General features: G+C 48.2%; 17 protein-coding genes, 1 tRNA gene and 1 pseudogene. 12 read left to right on the top strand and 7 right to left on the bottom strand.

What is annotated here, in order from left to right; genetic code table 11:
- The first annotated feature begins 227 nt into the window (after positions 1 to 227).
- Together pdhA and QUA10_RS05980 are read left to right on the top strand one after the other, a co-directional pair.
- A complete protein-coding gene (gene pdhA, locus QUA10_RS05985; protein ID WP_333081860.1) occupies positions 228 to 1265 on the top strand; it encodes a pyruvate dehydrogenase (acetyl-transferring) E1 component subunit alpha in 1038 nt (345 codons plus the stop codon).
- Positions 1266 to 1506: 241 nt separating this feature from the next.
- On the top strand, positions 1507 to 1959 hold the full coding sequence (locus tag QUA10_RS05980) for a clan AA aspartic protease (RefSeq protein ID WP_333081859.1): 453 nt from the start codon (positions 1507 to 1509) through the stop codon (positions 1957 to 1959).
- 220 nt (positions 1960 to 2179) lie between these two features.
- Here QUA10_RS05980 and QUA10_RS29065 read toward each other — a convergent pair.
- A pseudogene (locus QUA10_RS29065) lies at positions 2180 to 2458 on the bottom strand (MrcB family domain-containing protein); the annotation flags it as partial.
- A gap of 376 nt (positions 2459 to 2834) precedes the next feature.
- Between QUA10_RS29065 and rpmI the strand changes: the two are divergent.
- The 6 genes from rpmI to QUA10_RS05950 all read left to right on the top strand — a co-directional run bounded on the left by rpmI (position 2835) and on the right by QUA10_RS05950 (position 7617).
- Complete coding sequence (gene rpmI, locus QUA10_RS05975; RefSeq protein ID WP_006634164.1) at positions 2835 to 3032, top strand: 50S ribosomal protein L35; 198 nt, start codon at positions 2835 to 2837, stop codon at positions 3030 to 3032.
- A gap of 19 nt (positions 3033 to 3051) precedes the next feature.
- Complete coding sequence (gene rplT / locus QUA10_RS05970; protein ID WP_190658174.1) at positions 3052 to 3408, top strand: 50S ribosomal protein L20; 357 nt, start codon at positions 3052 to 3054, stop codon at positions 3406 to 3408.
- A 272-nt stretch (positions 3409 to 3680) separates the two neighbouring features.
- The gene (locus QUA10_RS05965; RefSeq protein ID WP_333081858.1) at positions 3681 to 4211 is read left to right on the top strand and encodes a tetratricopeptide repeat protein; all 531 of its coding nucleotides are present in this window, start codon (positions 3681 to 3683) and stop codon (positions 4209 to 4211) included.
- 237 nt (positions 4212 to 4448) lie between these two features.
- A complete protein-coding gene (locus QUA10_RS05960; protein ID WP_333081857.1) occupies positions 4449 to 4826 on the top strand; it encodes a response regulator in 378 nt (125 codons plus the stop codon).
- The gene (locus QUA10_RS05955) at positions 4823 to 5428 is read left to right on the top strand and encodes a chemotaxis protein CheC (RefSeq protein ID WP_333081855.1); all 606 of its coding nucleotides are present in this window, start codon (positions 4823 to 4825) and stop codon (positions 5426 to 5428) included. The genes QUA10_RS05960 and QUA10_RS05955 overlap by 4 nt, the downstream gene beginning before the upstream one ends.
- Complete coding sequence (locus QUA10_RS05950) at positions 5425 to 7617, top strand: diguanylate cyclase domain-containing protein (RefSeq protein WP_333081854.1); 2193 nt, start codon at positions 5425 to 5427, stop codon at positions 7615 to 7617. The genes QUA10_RS05955 and QUA10_RS05950 overlap by 4 nt, the downstream gene beginning before the upstream one ends.
- Positions 7618 to 7959: 342 nt before the next feature.
- Here the strand turns inward: QUA10_RS05950 and QUA10_RS05945 are convergent, their stop codons facing one another.
- Together QUA10_RS05945 and QUA10_RS05940 are read right to left on the bottom strand one after the other, a co-directional pair.
- Positions 7960 to 8190 (bottom strand): hypothetical protein, encoded by a 231-nt coding sequence (locus QUA10_RS05945; protein WP_333081853.1) that lies wholly within the window; start codon positions 8188 to 8190, stop codon positions 7960 to 7962.
- Positions 8191 to 8248: 58 nt separating this feature from the next.
- The gene (locus QUA10_RS05940) at positions 8249 to 8563 is read right to left on the bottom strand and encodes a hypothetical protein (RefSeq protein ID WP_333081851.1); all 315 of its coding nucleotides are present in this window, start codon (positions 8561 to 8563) and stop codon (positions 8249 to 8251) included.
- Positions 8564 to 8893: 330 nt separating this feature from the next.
- Here QUA10_RS05940 and QUA10_RS05935 point away from each other — a divergent pair, with 330 nt between their 5' ends.
- Positions 8894 to 9142 carry a hypothetical protein gene (locus QUA10_RS05935; protein WP_333081850.1) on the top strand — a complete coding sequence of 83 codons (249 nt, stop codon included), beginning with the start codon at positions 8894 to 8896 and terminating at the stop codon, positions 9140 to 9142.
- Between the two features lie 145 nt (positions 9143 to 9287).
- Here the strand turns inward: QUA10_RS05935 and QUA10_RS05930 are convergent, their stop codons facing one another.
- Entirely contained in the window at positions 9288 to 11006 is a 1719-nt protein-coding gene (locus QUA10_RS05930; RefSeq protein WP_333081849.1) for an ATP-binding protein, read from the bottom strand.
- Positions 11007 to 11023: 17 nt separating this feature from the next.
- The gene (locus tag QUA10_RS05925; protein WP_333086197.1) at positions 11024 to 11410 is read right to left on the bottom strand and encodes a hypothetical protein; all 387 of its coding nucleotides are present in this window, start codon (positions 11408 to 11410) and stop codon (positions 11024 to 11026) included.
- Between the two features lie 334 nt (positions 11411 to 11744).
- Here QUA10_RS05925 and QUA10_RS05920 point away from each other — a divergent pair, with 334 nt between their 5' ends.
- The 3 genes from QUA10_RS05920 (at position 11745) to QUA10_RS05910 (ending at position 14403) form a co-directional block, all read left to right on the top strand.
- Positions 11745 to 12791, top strand: coding sequence for a M42 family peptidase (locus QUA10_RS05920; RefSeq protein ID WP_333081847.1), 1047 nt, complete (start codon positions 11745 to 11747; stop codon positions 12789 to 12791).
- 84 nt (positions 12792 to 12875) lie between these two features.
- A tRNA-Glu gene (locus QUA10_RS05915) sits at positions 12876 to 12948 on the top strand.
- 402 nt (positions 12949 to 13350) lie between these two features.
- The gene (locus QUA10_RS05910; protein ID WP_333081846.1) at positions 13351 to 14403 is read left to right on the top strand and encodes a hypothetical protein; all 1053 of its coding nucleotides are present in this window, start codon (positions 13351 to 13353) and stop codon (positions 14401 to 14403) included.
- 134 nt (positions 14404 to 14537) lie between these two features.
- Here QUA10_RS05910 and QUA10_RS05905 read toward each other — a convergent pair whose 3' ends face one another.
- Both QUA10_RS05905 and QUA10_RS05900 read right to left on the bottom strand, forming a co-directional pair.
- Positions 14538 to 15686, bottom strand: a complete 1149-nt coding sequence (locus QUA10_RS05905) for a beta-glucosidase (RefSeq protein WP_333081845.1) — start codon at positions 15684 to 15686, stop codon at positions 14538 to 14540.
- Between the two features lie 137 nt (positions 15687 to 15823).
- Positions 15824 to 17707, bottom strand: coding sequence for a glycoside hydrolase family 2 TIM barrel-domain containing protein (locus QUA10_RS05900; RefSeq protein ID WP_333081844.1), 1884 nt, complete (start codon positions 17705 to 17707; stop codon positions 15824 to 15826).
- Positions 17708 to 17714 lie beyond the last annotated feature (7 nt).

Below are 17714 nucleotides of genomic sequence, written 5' to 3'. Positions count from 1 at the left end.
TGAGCATTTTCGGGTTTGAGAGTAATGGAATTATATCATTCGTTTGCATGGGGTTTAGATGGGAGTTGGTTCTCCCTGTCCCGGCAATCCGCCCCGCCTGCCAAACTCATTTTAACAATTCGTGAACTGTTGCACAGAAAACGTTTGATCGTTTTCTGCTGCGGTTGTGTCCCATCTGGGTTTAAATTTAGATGTCTAGGAAGCCGATCGTCGGGTATTAATTATTTATGGTTCAGGAACGGACTTTACCAGTTTTTGACGCGCAAAGCGTAAACATTTCTCGGGATGAGGGCTTGATGCTCTACGAGGATATGGTCTTGGGGCGCTATTTTGAGGACAAGTGTGCTGAGATGTACTACCGGGGCAAAATGTTTGGTTTTGTCCACTTGTACAACGGTCAGGAAGCTGTCTCTACTGGCGTGATTCGATCGATGCGCCGGGATGACACTGATTACGTCAGCAGCACCTACCGCGATCACGTTCACGCTTTGAGCGCGGGCGTCCCGGCGCGGGAAGTAATGGCGGAGTTGTTCGGGAAGGAAACTGGTTGCTCGAAGGGCCGCGGCGGTTCGATGCATATGTTTTCGGCCGAACACCGACTGTTGGGCGGTTATGCTTTTGTGGCTGAGGGGATTCCTGTAGCTACGGGGGCGGCTTTTCAATCGAAGTACCGCCGCGAAGCTTTGGGGGATGAGAGTTCTGATGGCGTAACTGCTTGTTTTTTTGGCGATGGTGCTGCAAATAACGGGCAGTTTTTTGAGTGTTTAAATATGGCGGCTTTGTGGAAGTTGCCGATTATTTATGTTGTGGAAAACAACAAATGGGCGATCGGGATGGCCCACGAGCGAGCTACTTCTGATCCGCTGATTTACAAGAAGGCTCATGCTTTTGGCATGGCTGGTTTTGAGGTTGACGGGATGGATGTTTTGGCGGTGCGGGAAGTGGCCAAAGAAGCTATAGCGCGGGCGCGAGCCGGCGAGGGGCCGACTTTGATCGAGGCTTTGACTTATCGCTTTCGCGGCCATTCTTTGGCAGATCCTGATGAGTTGCGTTCTAAAGAAGAGAAGGAATATTGGTTCCCCCGCGATCCGATTAAGAAGTTGGCTGCTGAGTTGATCGATCGAACTTTGGCAACTGCTGAAGAATTGAAAGAGATCGATAATAAAATTCAAGCAGTAATTGATGATGCAGTCGATTTTGCTGAGAAAAGCGCTGAGCCAGATCCTAGCGAATTGTATCGGTTTATCTATGCAGAAGATGAGTAAGCTTTTGTGCATTTAACTTGTATGTTTAGGGCGGCCAGGATGTCCAACCCCTACTCCCCACAAGAGTGATAGAGCCGTGTAGGGACACGGCGAAAGCCTTTGTCCCTACTGCACTTCCTAAACCAGAAATACGCTGTAAGACTTACGTACAAACTATACTTGTAGGGTGTGCACTGCGAACCTTACAACCATAAATTACGGCTAGAATCAAAGGTAGACTTTCTAGACGAAAAGAGGCGATATGATAAATCTCGATCGCAATCTAACTCAAGCCAGCAAAAATATGGGTGCTGTTCGAGTCAAAGTCAAGCTCACGAATGCCATTGATGAAGAGTTAGTCAAGAGAGGATTGCTCAATCCAAATCTGTTGCGCCTGTACGAAGCAGAAGCACTCATAGATAGTGGTGCAGTACGCACAGCTATTCCTGTAGAAGTCTGCGAACACCTGGGTTTAAGAATTAGGAGTCAGGAAATAGCAAAATATGCTGATGGCAGACAAGAAACAGTGGGATTAACAGGGCCTGTTATCATTGAAATAGAAGGGCGCGAAACGATTGAGGCGGCAATGGTTTTAGGCGATATGGTGCTAATCGGTCAAACTGTGTTAGAAACTTTAGATTTGCTGGTAGATTGCAAAAATCAGCGTCTAGTTCCCAATCCCGAAAATCCCGAAAGACCTGTATTGAGAGTTTAATACTCAATGCCTTCTAGAAGTAGTTTCCTTGGATAGAATCAAGTTGAATATCGAGAAGTTCTGAAAATTATCTGAGCTTGTCAGAACCAAGCTTATCTTTAAATAGTTGTGCTTGAACTCTTACCATGTCCCTCGACTTCCCCAGTCCTCACTTATTTCTTTTACAGCATATTCCATGTAGATGTAGATCGCGAGAAACCGGGTTTATTGAACTGAATCATTACCAGAGGCGAGAACTGTAAAGAAACCCGGTTTCTGTGGTGTACTTCATAAACCTGGAATACGCTATATCTGCTATTCCTTGATTGAGAGAAATATAAACGCCAGAGCAGTCTCCGCGAAATAAATAAACACAGTAAAACCCCGACTAGACACTCTCAGTTACAAGCTTGTTAAATATTGCTATCCAAGGAACTTTAGCCCAAGAACCATTACCTGCTGAAGCTTTTACGCTATAGATTTCTGGTAATTCCCATGAAGCACTTATTGATTTCGGGACTACATTTCTGACCTAACTAGCAAAGGAATGTCCCTTGAAGTTGTCATTACTGACCAATGGATATTCCAAAATGATTTTTTCAAGGGAGTCTCTAAGCGCCATAACCAATAATTAATGTTGCATCTTCAATTTAATTATCGTGCCTCACCAGCAGCTTTCAAATATTAACCCTGCCGATAACCCTTAATGATACCCGAACTGCGATATAACATTCTATACTAGGTGTTAACGGCAGCAAACAACCACAAGATTAGCCGATCTCGCCCATCCTGTATATTGCCCCAAATACAGCGCCGCCCCCAACCAGCAAATCTCCCTTGCAGAAAGTACCACAAATGTGATACGGTTGAAGCTTGTGTCCAAATAACACCAGTCCATGCCAAAACTCAAAACTCGCAAAGCAGCCGCAAAGCGCTTTAGAGCGACCGGCAGCGGTAAGATTGTGCGCCGCAAAGCTTACAAAAGCCACTTGCTACAGCACAAAAGTTCAGCTCGCAAAAGCCGTCTCTCTAAGCTGGTCGTCATCGACGAGACCAACGACGCTAACGTGCGGTTAATGCTTCCATACTTGTAAAGTTTAACGGAAATTAAAGATGACACGGGTAAAACGCGGTAATGTCGCCAGAGCGCGCCGCAAAAAAATTCTCAAATTAGCCAAGGGTTTCCGAGGCGCACAGTCGAAACAGTTCCGCACAGCTAACCAACGGGTGATGCAGGCCCTGCGTAACGGTTATCGCGATCGCAAAAAACGCAAACGCGATTTCCGCCGCCTGTGGATTGCTCGGATCAATGCTGCATCGCGCCAGCACGGCACGAGCTACAGCAGACTGATCGGCAACATGAAAAAAGCCAATATCGAAATCAACCGCAAAATGCTGGCACAAATGGCGATCATTGACCCCGCAACATTCGGTAAAGTCGTGGAAATGGCTAATCGAGCCGGAGGCTGAAAGTTCGCTTGATTTTCAGAAGGCAGAAAGCAGAAGTAAGAAAGATTTAACAGTCTGCCAGAGAAGGAAAACTCCTGATAAATCTAGGAGGTTGAGACAAACTTTCCTTCTTTGTTCTTACTTCTGGACTCTTGCTTTTTCAGAAATCGCGATCGGGCCGGTCGATCGCTATTTCCTTGTTTTTTATACAGTTGCAGAGGCCAATGTCAGAGATTGCTAGCGCCTTAAAATAAATAAGACCTTCCAGAAACCTACCTAATTTTAAGAAAAACATGGATAGTAATTTGCTCATTATTTACTTGTCAGTCCTGCTCGCTATACTCGGCAGCACTTCCTGGTTTGTGGTGCGCCAGATTCTTAAAACTCGGAAGCTGGAAATGTCTCTCGAACGCTTAGAAAATAAGCTGACAGTAGAAAAAGGAACAGCACAGGAATACTACGAATTAGGAAGTATCTATGTAGATAAGAAGCTTTACTCCCAGGCGATCGTACTGTTTCAAAAAGCCCTGAAAGCCAAAGACTTAGAAGGCGAAGAAAATCAAGCTGTTATTTACAACGCCCTCGGTTTTGCACACTTCGGCCAAGAACAGTACGACATCGCCATCCGCCACTACAAAGAAGCCCTGAAGTTGCAGCCAGAATACGTTACATCTCTCAATAATCTGGGTCACGCCTACGAGCGCAAGAAATTAACAGCTCAAGCCTTGGAAATCTACGAACAAGCTCTCGCCTGCGAGCCAGACAATACCACGGCCAAACAGCGAGTAGAGTCCCTTCGGAAGCGTTTGGTAATCTATAATTGAGCGCCCATGTTAGGAGCAATAGAGATCCCGCAAACCTGGTTTCATTCAGAAACCGGGTTTTTTCTTCACATAGTCCAAGATACTAAACTATCCAATACATTAATGCGTTAGTTTTTAAGAACAGGAATTCCAAGTGAAGCTCGATCACAGACCGTCCCAGCACTTTAAATTACTGTCAAGATACAAGCAGCACCTGCAACGCCGGTCAGTTCTAAACAATGGAAGGAGGAGAACGTAGTGACATCAATTCTCGTCGTCGAAGATTCGTGGTTGACTCGCAGGGTAATCTGCAAAATTCTCCGGGCAGAAGGATACGAGACTTGGGAAGCATCCAGCGGCCCAGAAGCTCTAGAACTGCTCGGCACTAAAACCCCAAACTGTATGCTCTTAGACCTGCTGATGCCAGAAATGGAAGGTCGGGAAGTCCTGCAAGCCATGCGCGATCGAGGATATAAAATTCCAGTGATCGTAATTACCGCAGACATTCAAGCCAGCACCCGCTCCGAGTGCATGGATCTCGGAGCGATGGCAGTCATTCACAAAATGCCCAACTCAGACGAACTAATCGGGTGGATCAAAAAAGCTCTCAGTGTCAGCGAGGAGAGCGCCCAATGAAATTAAGCACTCGACAGCTCGATGCTTTGCAGGAACTCGTCAACATCGGTATCGGTCAAGCCGCAGGGGTTTTGAACGACATGATCGACTCCCCGATTCGCTTGCAAATCCCCTACCTTCAAATCCTGACTCCCATCGACGTGGAACAAGAGTTAGAGCAGCACCTCAACGGCGAGCAAATCGCTGCTGTCCAGCTCAAATTCACAGGCTCCTTTGGAGGCATTGCCCAGCTAGTCTTTCCCACCAACAGCGCTGCCCTGCTGGTGACAATGCTTACAGGGGAAGAAGGAACTCACGATCTCGATTCAGTCAAAATTGGTACGCTGAGTGAAGTGGGAAATATTGTAATTAATGGGGTCATGGGTGCAATCAGCAACGTGCTTCAGCAGCGCCTGAACTACTCAATTCCCACTTATAGCGAAGGGACGATTGCTAGTTTGCTGATCTCTGGCGGTTTAGCTACTGATACAGTTGTTTTATTAGCCCAGACCAGTTTCATGATTGAAAGGCTTCACATTGAAGGAGATATTATTCTTATTTTCAATGTTAATTCCTTTGACACCTTGTTGACTGCTATCAATCAACTTGCCGGGGGTCTATGATTGAGGAGAGCAAAAGTATTAAGGAAAAGTTTGGGGTTCTCGACAGCGTACCAGTCGGCGCCTGCTTGCTGCAAGATGATTTTGTGGTGCTGTTTTGGAACACTTGTCTGGAAGAGTGGACTAAAATTCCCCGCAGCCAAATATTGGGAACAAAGATCACAACCCATTTTCCTCACCTGAGTCAGTTAAAGTACGCCACTCGCTTCAAGCAAATCTTTGCAGGAGGCCCGCCAACAATTTTTTCTTCTCAAATTCACAAACACCTGATTCCGGCAACTTGGCAAGACGGCCAGCAGCGAATTCAGCAAACTACTGTGACTGCTGTGCCGGCACTGGAGGCTGGCATTGAAGAACAGGAGATTAGAGACTGGATTCTCCATACTCTTGAGCTGGAATCAGACGGTAATGTCGGCTCCCGATCATCAAGAAGTGCTTTTGTGTCTAGGGAATCTCCACCCTCAGTTTCGTCATCAATATGGCCGGGGGTGAATTCCCCATCGTTCTACGCGCTGCTGGTGATTCAAGACGTGACCGACCTCACCCACCGCATCCAAGCTTACCGCACAATGCGGGATCAAGCTTTGGAAGAAGTGCAAGTGCGTCAGCGGGTGGAGGAAGAATTGCGATCGAGCCAGCATTTCATCCAGCAGATTGCTGACGCGGCGCCTTATTTACTGTACATCTACGATTTGACCGAACAGCGAAACGTTTACGTCAACGGTCAAGCTTCTAAATTGCTGGGCTACACTCCCTACGAAATTTTACAGATGCAAACTGCTTTGTACTCGAGTTTGGTGTACCCAGAAGATTTGCCGAGGCTCAAAGCCCATCAGCAAAAATTTCCCTCGACTCAAGACGGGCATATTTTGGAGTTGGAATATCGGCTCAAACATCGATCGGGTCAATGGCGCTGGTTTCGCTGCCGCGACCAAGTTTTCGCCCGCACAGCCGACGGCTGCCCTAAACAAATTTTCGGCACCGCTCAAGATATCACTGAGTACAAGCGGGCAGAAGAGGCGCTGCGGCAGCAGAACGAACGAGAACTGCTGATGGCGACAATTACTCAGCACATCCGCCAGTCTCTGGATTTGGGCGAAGTGCTCAGCACGACAGTGACAGAAGTGCGTCAGTTCCTTCAGGCCGATCGAGTGATGATCGTCCGCTTTAACACCTGTACCGGCAGTCTCTGCGCCGGCCCGGCGACGGGGGCGGTAACAGTGGAATCTGTAGCTGCTAACTGCCAGCCGATGTTGGGGGAAACCCTGGAAAATTTCTGTTTTGACCAGTTCTATCTCGAAGCGTACCAACATCGAGCAATCCGACCGATCGCCGATGTCTCGGCCGCCGATTTGCCACAATATCAAATTGACTTGCTCGCACAATTTGATGTAAAAGCTTCTTTGGTGGTACCGCTAGTGCAAGGAGACGAGTTGTGGGGGCTGCTGATGGCGCACCAGTGCAGTCCCCGGCAGTGGATGCAGTTGGAAGTAGAGTTGCTGTCTTCTCTGGCCACCCAGTTGGCGATCGCGATCAAGCAAGCAGAACTATACCAGCAGTTGCAAGCGGCCAACCTCAAGTTAGAGCGCTTGGCAACTTTAGACGAACTCACGCAGCTAGCAAACCGCCGCCGTTTCGATCAGTATTTAGAAATGGAGTGGCGCAGACAAGCCAGGGAACAAACGCCTCTGTCCCTGATTCTGTGCGATATTGATTCTTTTAAAAGTTATAACGATACCTACGGGCACCCAGGGGGAGACGAATGTTTGCGGCAAGTCGCCGCGGCGATCGGCAATGCAGTCAATCGCCCCGCCGATTTAGTAGCTCGCTACGGAGGCGAAGAATTTGCCGTTATTTTGCCAAATACCGCGATTCAAGGCGCGGTGCTGGTAGCCGAACACATACAGCTCAAAATCGGAGCTTTGCAGCTTCCTCACGCTGGTTCTCAGGTGAGCCCGTACGTCACTCTCAGCCTGGGCGTCGCGAGTATTGTTCCTGCATCTGAATCGGGAGCCGAAATTCTGGTTGCTGCAGCCGACCAAGCGCTTTATCAAGCTAAACGACTTGGGCGTGCTCGTATCCAACTTTACCAGCCTGATCCTGCTGGCAAGGCGAATGGGACAGGCACTTCGATACTTCCTGTAGATTTTTCTATACCCAATACTAATTTACCCTCTCCCACCAGCGCTTGACGAATTGCCATATTTGTGAATTTCGAGTATTTATACCACTTCGCAAAACAAATGCCACTGTCAGCGCGTGATCCAAGCCCTGATATCCCTCTGCTGTAACTTATCACCACAACTCCAGCACAACCAACTTTCTTTCTGAGCTCCGTTACATCAGAAGAAAGCGAATCCGTTGCCGAACTTCCTTCTTCAACATCTGCTATATCCTTGAGGGTTGCAGGTTCGGGATGCTAAAATCGAGCCGTACCATTTATCTATTGGTATTTGCTTTCCGATCCGAAATCCTAAGTTTTCAATAATTTGTCTGGTTTCCGCGTGAGTGTGACCAGACCACAAGTGATATTCTCAAGAAAGGTTTTGCACAAGTTGCCAAGTATCTCGATCTTCAAATAACAGCCATTCTGCACCTTCGCAGTCTACTTTGGCTAAATCGACGCTACCACCAATTCGCTCGATCGCCCTACGAAATGATATCATTGGTATTTCGCCGCTTTCGCTAACTGTCGATCGGGTTTTTCCCGAAACTTCCCGAATGTCGAGGACTACTTTACCATCTCGACATCCTACTGCTTCCATAAAATATGTAAAATTTGCGATTTGAGATTGATGTTTGAGGTAATTTTCTAGGTATGGGTTAGCTTCGTAGGGGTGAATTACGGCCTGGAAACCTGTTCCTCGCAGCAATCGGAAATAAGCCGACATTGGCTCCAATATCAATAATTTTCATCAGCGATTCAGATAGTTGCTCGACTTCGTAGCAGTCATCTAAAAGCACTTCTATAAATTCTCCGTCCCTGCCTTTCTCTGAAGGCACGTTTACTCGATGCAGTTTTCCTTGCACAATTAATTGTTCGGGCAATTGAAAGTTAGCAACTCTGTTAAATTTAATCCCTAACTTTTTGGCTCGAATTTGGCGCTGCACGAGTTGCTGAAGTTTATGGACAAGCATAGGGAGAGATTGAGATTTGTTGTAATTTTAAAATAACCTTAGATGATGGAAAAGCCTCTAGGTAAGAATACACATTTTGCACCGCTTGTACATCGAGTTGAAGTCTGCGAATTCAACCTGAAGGCGAGATTTTTAGTCAACAAATCCGGCTGATTACGAGTTTGTTGAGAAGGCGCTAGCTCTCATTACAGAGAGTTATTTTTTTGTTCATAAGAAGAGTAAATAGAGAGTAAATCTGCTTTAATAATATATGTCAAAATGCGCTTCAAAACACGGAATTGAAAAAGGTTAGAGTTCGATGGACTGCTCCCAACAATTGAAGAGTTAGTAATGCTCCACTTTCCCAGAGCTGGGGAGTCGGAAATTAACCAGCGGTTGAGGGAAAAATTCGTCGCCCCGGGAGTGAATGCTTGGCTCGATCGTGCAAACAATGCGATCGCCCTAATTCCCGACCGCAATCCCCAAAAGTCGATCGCCATTACCGCTGACAAAGATGAAATTGGCATCCTAGAGAATCTAGCACTCATGCAAGCTCTACTCGATAACCACTCTCAGTGCTTCCTCTCCTTCACAGAGTAGACTTGTTACCGGAATCAAGTTAACAGAGGTTTGTGCTGGAGACAACACCCACAAGGTTGGTTCGGCACAACCCCTAGCCTTCACCCCAAGCTGACAAAAAACCCATTATTCTCAAACGCAACATTTGTTCTTGAACACCTGGGTTTTAGCACCTGCTTGTACGTCCGGTGAGGCTGGCCACCACCGCCACTAACTCGGCAGCATCTACGGGTTTGCTCAAATGCATCTGAAAACCTGCTAATAGTGCCTGCTGACGATCGTCATTCCGGGCATAAGCCGTCAGCGCGATCGCGGGTAGCCTACCGCCCCGCTGCACTTCAAGTTGACGCAACTTGCGGATCAGGGAGTAGCCATCCTCATCCGGCATCCCAATATCGCTCACTAAAACATCGGGGCTGCGATCAGTTGCGGTTTCGATAATGGTCAAGGCCTCCTTGACCGAAGCCACAGCCATAACATCAGCACCATACTTTTCGAGAATCGTGCTCAGCAAGTCTAGCGCGTCAGCTTCGTCCTCTACCACTAAGATTTGTAAGCCTTCAAGAGTCGGCGAGGCTGGGAACTTCCCATTCGCCTCGACGATCGAGTTTAATGGCTCTGGATCGCTGGGTGGTAGATGGATAATCATCACGGGCAGTTTGACTGTAAAGGTCGTCCCCTGTCCTATCCCTGGACTCACTACCGTTACAGTCCCGCCATGTAATTCAACTAATTGACGCACAATGGCTAACCCTAAACCCAACCCCCCATAACTGCGAGTAGTCGTGCTGTCGTGCTGGCTGAAGCGATCAAAGACAAACGGTAGAAAGTCCGAGCTGATGCCTGCCCCAGTATCGCTGACAGTAATTTCAACATGGGAATTAACCCGCTGCAAACGAATCTGGACTCGCCCGTCTTTAGGCGTAAATTTGAGGGCATTAGAAAGTAGATTCCACACAACTTGTTGCAACCTATCGGCATCACCCAAGAGCAGGCCAGCTTCAGAATCGAGCACGCTTTGCAGGCGAATAGACTTTGCCTCAGCCGCCAACTGTACAGACTCAATCGCCGATTCAATCACCGGCACGAGGTTGACAGGACGGACTCGGAGGCGCAGTTTACCTGTGATGATGCGAGAAACATCGAGGATGTCTTCGATGAGCTGGGCTTGAGACTTCGCGTTTCGCTCGATCGTCTCCAAAGCCCGCGCCACCTTATCCTCACTCAGGTTTTTTTGCCTTAACATCGTTGACCACCCTAAGATCGCATTGAGAGGAGTTCTGAGTTCATGAGAAAGAATGGAGAGAAACTCATCCTTGGCACGGTTGGCTGCCTCTGCGTCTGCCCGAATTATTTGTTCACGCATCAATAATTCGTCTTTGGTGCGATTAGAAGCTTCCAGTTGGGAAGTGCGTTCCTGCACCCGTTGCTCTAGCTCCACATTAATCGCCTGGATACGGCGGCGACTCTCTTCTAGTTCATGGTTTGTAAGGGCGAGTTGGGCTGGACTGGGCGTATCAAGTGCCACTGGAATTAAGGGAATCAGTAAAAAGGTGAACGTATAGAAAGACCAAACACCAGTGACAGCTTTGATCAGTCCTGAAACCCAATAAATGGGGTGCCAAAGTGTCACTATTTCCATCAGGTGCGTCGTGCCACATAAGCTAAAGATAAAGAAGAAACCCACCAGCAGCATCACAGTGTGAGCAGGCAGATCCTTACGCTCATTCGTAAAGTAAACAATGGCAAACGCCACCGAGTAATAAGCGAGGGTAGTCAAGGCATCGGACGTTATGTGCAGCCAGACTAACTCCGGTTTCCAGAGGTAACAATGCCCGTGAGGAATGAAATTATTAGAAAAGAAGGTGCTCAAGAGGTCAGGCATATTAGTTTACGGCACTGTCAAGTTAATTTAGGGGGCGTCATCAATTCAACCAGATGACCGCAGCAGCCAGAAGAATCGCACGCCGGAAAGTTCACCGCCCTAGGGTGATAGCGCGTCGCGATTGCCTGATACTGCTTGAGCTTGGGGAAAAAGTTCTCAATCAAATGACGGGCTTTGTACAATTCAGCATCGTAAGTTTCCAGGGTCTTGCAATTGCGGCGAGGTGAAATGACGGTGGTCTTCCCCTCGGCATTGAGGCGGTCAATCACACGCTGATCTGGATCATAGCCCTTGTTAGCCAGCAGTGTATCCGCCACCAGTAACGGCTGCCGTTGGTCGCCTCCTGCTGGCGTCACCAGTTTGTCGGGGGGTGAGGTGAAACCCCAACAGATTGCCCAACGCATCCACGCGCTCCCATGAATCTTGTTACTCAATCCCCCTTTGCTGCGTCCAATTGCTTCATTCCTAGGCTCCTCAAAAAGCTCAGCAGGAAGATGTTTCTTTCAATTGGGAAAATGCCTGAATTAAAACTAAGTGTACCGCCGGGGAAATAGACCTTCAGTTGACAGTTGACAGTTGACCGCAAGAGGGCGACCTCTACCTCGAAGGAAGAGGATTGGAGTAATGAATAGTCTTCTTTTAATTTCTCCCGCTTATGCTTGGGGCTTCGAACCAATTCTTTCTGATAAATCTGCTTTAATATATGTCAAAATTCGCTCCTAAAAACGAAAATCAAAAATGTTAGAGTTCGATCGCCTGTTCCAAACAATCGAAGAATTAGTAATGCTGCACTCACCCAGCGGTGCGGAGTCGGAAATTAACCAGCGGTTGATGGAAAAATTCGCCGCCCTAGGAGTGAATGCTTGGCTCGATCGCGCGGACAATGCGATCGCCCTAATTAAGGGCCGCAATCCCGAAAAGTCGATCGCCATTACCGCCCACAAAGACGAAATTGGCGCCATAGTTAAAACAATAGGCGAGAGTGGCCGCGTGGAAGTCCGCAGATTGGGTGGCGCATTTCCTTGGGTTTACGGCGAAGGCGTGGTGGATTTGCTCGGAGACAAGCAAACAATTAGCGGCATTCTCAGCTTCGGTTCCCGCCATGTTTCTCACGAATCTCCTCAGAAAGCTCAGCAGGAAGATGTTTCTTTAAAGTGGGAAAATGCCTGGATCGAAACTAAGTGTACCGCCGAGGAATTAGCCGAGGCCGGAATTCGACCGGGCACGCGGATGGTGGTGGGAAAGCACCGCAAGCGCCCGCTGCGGTTGAAGGATTGGATCGCCAGCTACACTCTGGACAACAAGGCTTCAGTGGCGATTTTGCTGGCTCTGGCCCAATGTTTGAAAGAGCCTGCGGTAAATGTTTATTTGGTAGCGTCGGCGAAGGAGGAGGTTGGGGCGATCGGAGCTTTGTATTTCACGCAGCGCCAGCCGTTGGACGCGCTGATCGCTTTGGAAATTTGCCCTCTGGCACCGGAATACCCGATTCGTGACGGCGAAAACCCGGTTTTGCTGGTTCAGGACGGCTACGGAGTCTACGATGAAGGATTGAACGCCCAATTGCGCGCAGCAGCCACAGCAGCCGATGTAGAGGTGCAGTTGGCGGTAATTAGCGGTTTTGGGAGCGATGCTTCGATCGCCATGAAGTTCGGTCACGTAGCCCGCGCCGCTTGTTTGGCTTTCCCCACCCAGAACACCCACGGCTTTGAAATTGCTCATCTCGGGGCGATCGGCAATTGCGCCGCCATCCTCAAAGCCTACTGTGACGAGCTTTGGGACGACTAGAAAAAAAAGTTTCGCAAAGTAGTTGACAGATTGGGAAAGATTAGTTAAGGTAATAAAGGTGCGGAACACAAGCAAACGCAACGCGCCCCCATCGTCTAGAGGCCTAGGACACATCCCTTTCACGGATGCGACGGGGATTCGAATTCCCCTGGGGGTATTGAAAATTTAAGTCTGATATCAAATTGATATCTAGTATGTAGGGTGGGCATTTTGCCCGCCCTTATTGCTATTAGGACTTACGCACGGGTAGCCAGAAACCGGGTTTTTGCTCAGAAAAGGCGTGACAGCCCGCAGCAACAGCAAAAACCGGCCCGGCTTTATTTAGTTTGGTTCCTGGTGCATCGTTGAGCGATTTACCCCGGATTATTGAGCGGATACAGCAATCCTAAATCAGTTGTAAAAATATGTAGGGGTAGTGCCCCCGTGCCTACCCCAGCCAAGGCGGGGCAACCACGGAGGGTTTGCCCCTACAAGAATTACACAAATCATTTAGGATTGCTATACATAGGCTCAATATAGTTGAACACTTAGACAGCCAATAGCAGCAAAGGGGAGTGCGATGTACATACCTGTTACTTTCGACGACGGCGGCATCCAAAGGAACGAAGCAATAGAAATAAAAGTCAGAAACTTTAAAGACTTAAACTTACAGGAAAGACATATTGAAGAGTTCTTACGCAAAAACATTAATTTGCTCTTTGGAGATGACGAAACTCTCCTAGTTGTTGGTCAACAAGTTCGTAATGCGAGTAACGGGATTAGCGACTTAACTGCCATTGATGCAGATGGCAATATTGTTTTAATCGAGATTAAACGCGACGTACAAGACATCAAAGCCAGAAAAGAACCTTTTGAATTTCAAGCTATCAGGTATGCCGCGAGTTATGCCAAAATTTCGACACCTGAATCCCTTGTAGAGTTGGTCTATAGCTCGTATATCGAGATACACAAAGATGAGTATGAATTAGGTGATTTGACTCCTAGTGAAAAAGCGAGACGAGAGTTGAATAAATTCTTGTCAAGCAATGACGCACTCAAAACCTTTAACAAAAAACAACGAATAATACTTATAGCCTCATCCTTTGATGAGCAAACCCTTTCTGCTGTTGCTTGGTTGATTTCAAATGGGGTAGACGCCATCTGTCTTAATATCACTCCTGTTTTTATAGGAGAGCAAGGTTTTTTGAGTATTGAGAAAATTTTGCCTCCGGCACAACTGGATGATTTTTACGTGGGTTTAGCCGGGGAATCTTCTACAATCAAGGAAGAAATTATATCCACTGCTTCTGCCTTTAATAGAACTTGGCTACCTCGAATGGATCAGTTGTTTGATTGGGAATTAATCAAAGCTGGGGATAGCATTGAAATTAAAGAGTTTGAAAGCTCTGAAGCTATAATAATTGATCCTACATTTGTCATATTTAAAGGGGAAGAAATCTCCTATAATAATTGGGGAAAGAAAGTTACTGGTTGGTCTTCTATAAATATTTATGAATGGGCAAGGCTTAGTTCGATTAAGAAGACATTACATGAACTAAGGATGGAAAAAATGGCAGAGTTGGAAGCAAAAGCCAGTCAAGGTGAAAAAGTTCAAAACGAAGAGGTTGGATAGATTACATACAAAATTGTGAGAAGGGATCTTAGATCGTGTCCGCTCGATCGATCGAAATTCCTGTAGTAGGTTGGGTTGAACTTAGTGAAACCCAACAACAGTTGATGTTGGGTTTCATTATTATATAACAATCATCAATCCTGCAACTTCAGCAACGGTTCAATCTGCTGCCTTTGAAACTGCAATTCATCCGCCAAAGGCTGGTAAATTTCTCGATCGCCCGATTCATTGCAATAATCCCACAAACCATTGTAACAGTGCCTGTCGTCGTCCCAACCCGGATGGTTAACAATCGGATACAAGCAGATTCCCTCTATCGGAACGCCCGCTTTCATCGCCGCCATTACCTCAGTGCACACATAATTAAACCAGACAGGTCTAAAATCGTCTTCAGTGCCTGTTTCTGCGATGAATAAGGGGCGACGGTAGCGCTCAAACACTTCTTGCAGCAGTTCGCGAAACGGGCGGTACAGCGGATCGGTGTATTTCATTGGGTCTTCATTGTGAATCCACTGATTGCGATCGTAATAATTCACCCCAATAATATCGAGATATTTTTCCTTGCCCCCAAGTTCCGGGCGAAAACGTCCAGCCAACATATCCCAAGCTTGATATTGAGATAAGCGATAACCTTCCGCTGCGTCCCGATCCTCCGGTTTGTCAGGATCGGCAAGAATGTTAATTGTGGGATCGATTTGAACGATGCGAGTGCGGGGATTGACTTCCCAAACTGATTCTATCGCTGCGATCGCAGCTTTGACTAACTGGATTTTGAGCTCGTCTCCCCGCCCTTTTGCAAACGGATTGATGTACGCGACATCGCCGCCGGCCCAAGCAATAAATGAAATTTCATTGACAGGTGTCACGAAAGGTGTTTGGTCTGTTTCCTCAGTTAGCACTTCCATAAAAGCGCGCACCATGTTTGCAAACCTGGAGACAAATTCGGGACTGAAAATATCAATATCGTCTGGCCAGCCGTAGTGAAACAAATCCCAAATTACCTGCATTTTCATGTCGCGGGCGGCGCGGATGATTGGCAGGGAACTGGAAAAATCGTATTTTCCGGGAGTCTGTTCAATTAAGTGCCAGCGGAGGCCTTCGCGGACTGTGTAAATGCCTTGCTCCTGCAAGCGTTGGTAGTCGGCTGCTGCAAATTTATCGTGACCGGTGGCGGCGGTGACATCGAGGCGTTTTCCAGATTGCACTCTGTGGGTGGAACATTCAAATCCGCCCATGAAAAAACTTTGAAACATCAATCGAATGGGTAATGGGTCATTGGGCATTGGGCATTAGGCATGGGGCATGGGGCATGGGGCATTGGGCATTAGGAATTTAGAAATTGGTAATTGTTAGCAATTAACTAATAACTAATAACTAATAACCGATCCCCCATGCCCCATGCCCCATGCCCCATGCCCGATTAGCACTGAGTAATAGCTTGCGGCTGTGAACTTTCTTCGGGAATATCCCAGCCGAGAGTTGCCGCAGCCATCGTCTCTAAGGGAAATTTGGGAGTGCGATCGGCATACAGCAAACCGTTAGCTTCTTGGTAAGTATCGGTCAACTGCGTGTAACAAAATCCACTGAACATTTCCACTTGGTTTACCACCTTCAGCAGCGCGGTGTAGCGCCTTTGCAGTTCCTTCGTGTCCCATGCGCGCACGTAGCCCCAAACCCTGTAAAAATCAGGGTTTTCGTGGCCGGCGCAGGCGATGCCACCGAATTCTGTCAGCATCATCGGCTGTCCTTGGTGCGGGTGGCCGTCGAGGGTGAGGACTCGCCCGCCGGGACGCCCGCGATCGAACAAATCCGCTAGCTGGACTTCGGGCCCGTAGCGTTTAGCTAGGGTTTGCGGGTTGTTGTCGTAGTCGTGAATCGCCAGGATGTCGGTATCGATGCTTTCCCAGCCGTCGTTACCGATGACGGGGCGAGTCGGATCGAGGGTTTTGGTCAAGAAATACAGCGCTTGCACGTAGTTGCGGTGGGCTGCGGCTTCGACTAAATTCGGAACTCCCCAAGATTCGTTGAACGGCACCCAGACTACGATACAGGGGTGGCTGGCGTCGCGGTCGATGACTTCCGTCCACTCTCGCGTCAGCCGTTGCACGGCTTTGGGAGTGAAGCGGTAGGCGCTGGGCATTTCTTCCCAAACTAGGAGCCCCAGCACGTCAGCCCAGTACAAAAATCGGGGGTCTTCGATTTTTTGGTGCTTACGGACGCCGTTGAAACCCATTGCTTTGACTAATTCGACATCGTGGCGCAAAGCTTCGTCGGAAGGGGCAGTCATCATGGTGTCGGGCCAGTAACCTTGGTCGAGCACCAGTCGCAAATAGTAGGGTCTGCCGTTGAGCATGAAGCGATCGCGCTGGATGCTGACCGTCCGCATCGCGGTATAAGATTTTACCTCGTCGAGCAATTTTCCGTCGGCCCACAACTGTACTTGAGCGTTAATTAGCGTCGGCTTTTCGGGACTCCACAGCAATTCGTTGCGGTAGTCGTCGATACCAGGGTCGGAGAGGGCGATGCGGCGGTGGATTTCGCCGTTGATGACTTCGTAGGTGTCGTTGACTAGCAGCAAACAGCCGATTGACAGTTTAACTTTAATCTGGATTCCCGACTGGCGATCGCCCGCGACAAACGCTTCAAAACCGATTTCCCAGCGTTCAAACTGCGGAGTCCAGCGGATGCGCTCGATATAAGTGTGAGGCACCAATTCTACCCAGACTGTCTGCCAAATCCCGGTCGTGCGCGGATACCAAATACTGTGCGGCTCTATTTGCCAGTCTTGCTTGCCGCGCGGTTTCTCCAAATCTTGCGGGTCGTCCTGGGCCCAGACTGTCACCCGCTGCGGCCCGTTGAGGTTTACAACTGCTGTAATGTCTGCGGTGAAAGGAGTGTGTCCGCCTTCGTGTTCTATGACAAACTGACCGTTCACCCAGACGCGGGCGCGGTAGTCTACGGCCCCAAAGTGGAGGAGAACTCTGCCTTCTGTGTGGGGTACGTCAAATTCGCGTTCATACCAGCAGTTGGCGTGAAAATTTGTGTCGCCGATCCCACTTTTTGCAGATTCTGGAGCAAACGGCACTTCTATAGTGTGAGTCCACTCAGAAATATCGATCGGCTGCACGCAGTGGCCCGCGTCATCGTAAGCAAACTTCCACTGACCATTGAGACAAATCCAGTTGCTCCGGCGCAGTTGGGGGCGCGGATAACCTGTTTTCCGTCCTTGAACAGTCACCTTACTATCAAGAGTTGCAGACTCTTCTATTTCACAATTTTCTAGTTCTCTACCTAACCAACTCATCGGCACA

The organism is Microcoleus sp. Pol8_D6 (assembly GCF_036700965.1).
GTDB lineage: Bacteria > Cyanobacteriota > Cyanobacteriia > Cyanobacteriales > Microcoleaceae > Microcoleus.
The sequence above is the reverse complement of the archived record's forward strand: the minus strand, read 5'-3'. Positions and strand labels throughout refer to the sequence as shown.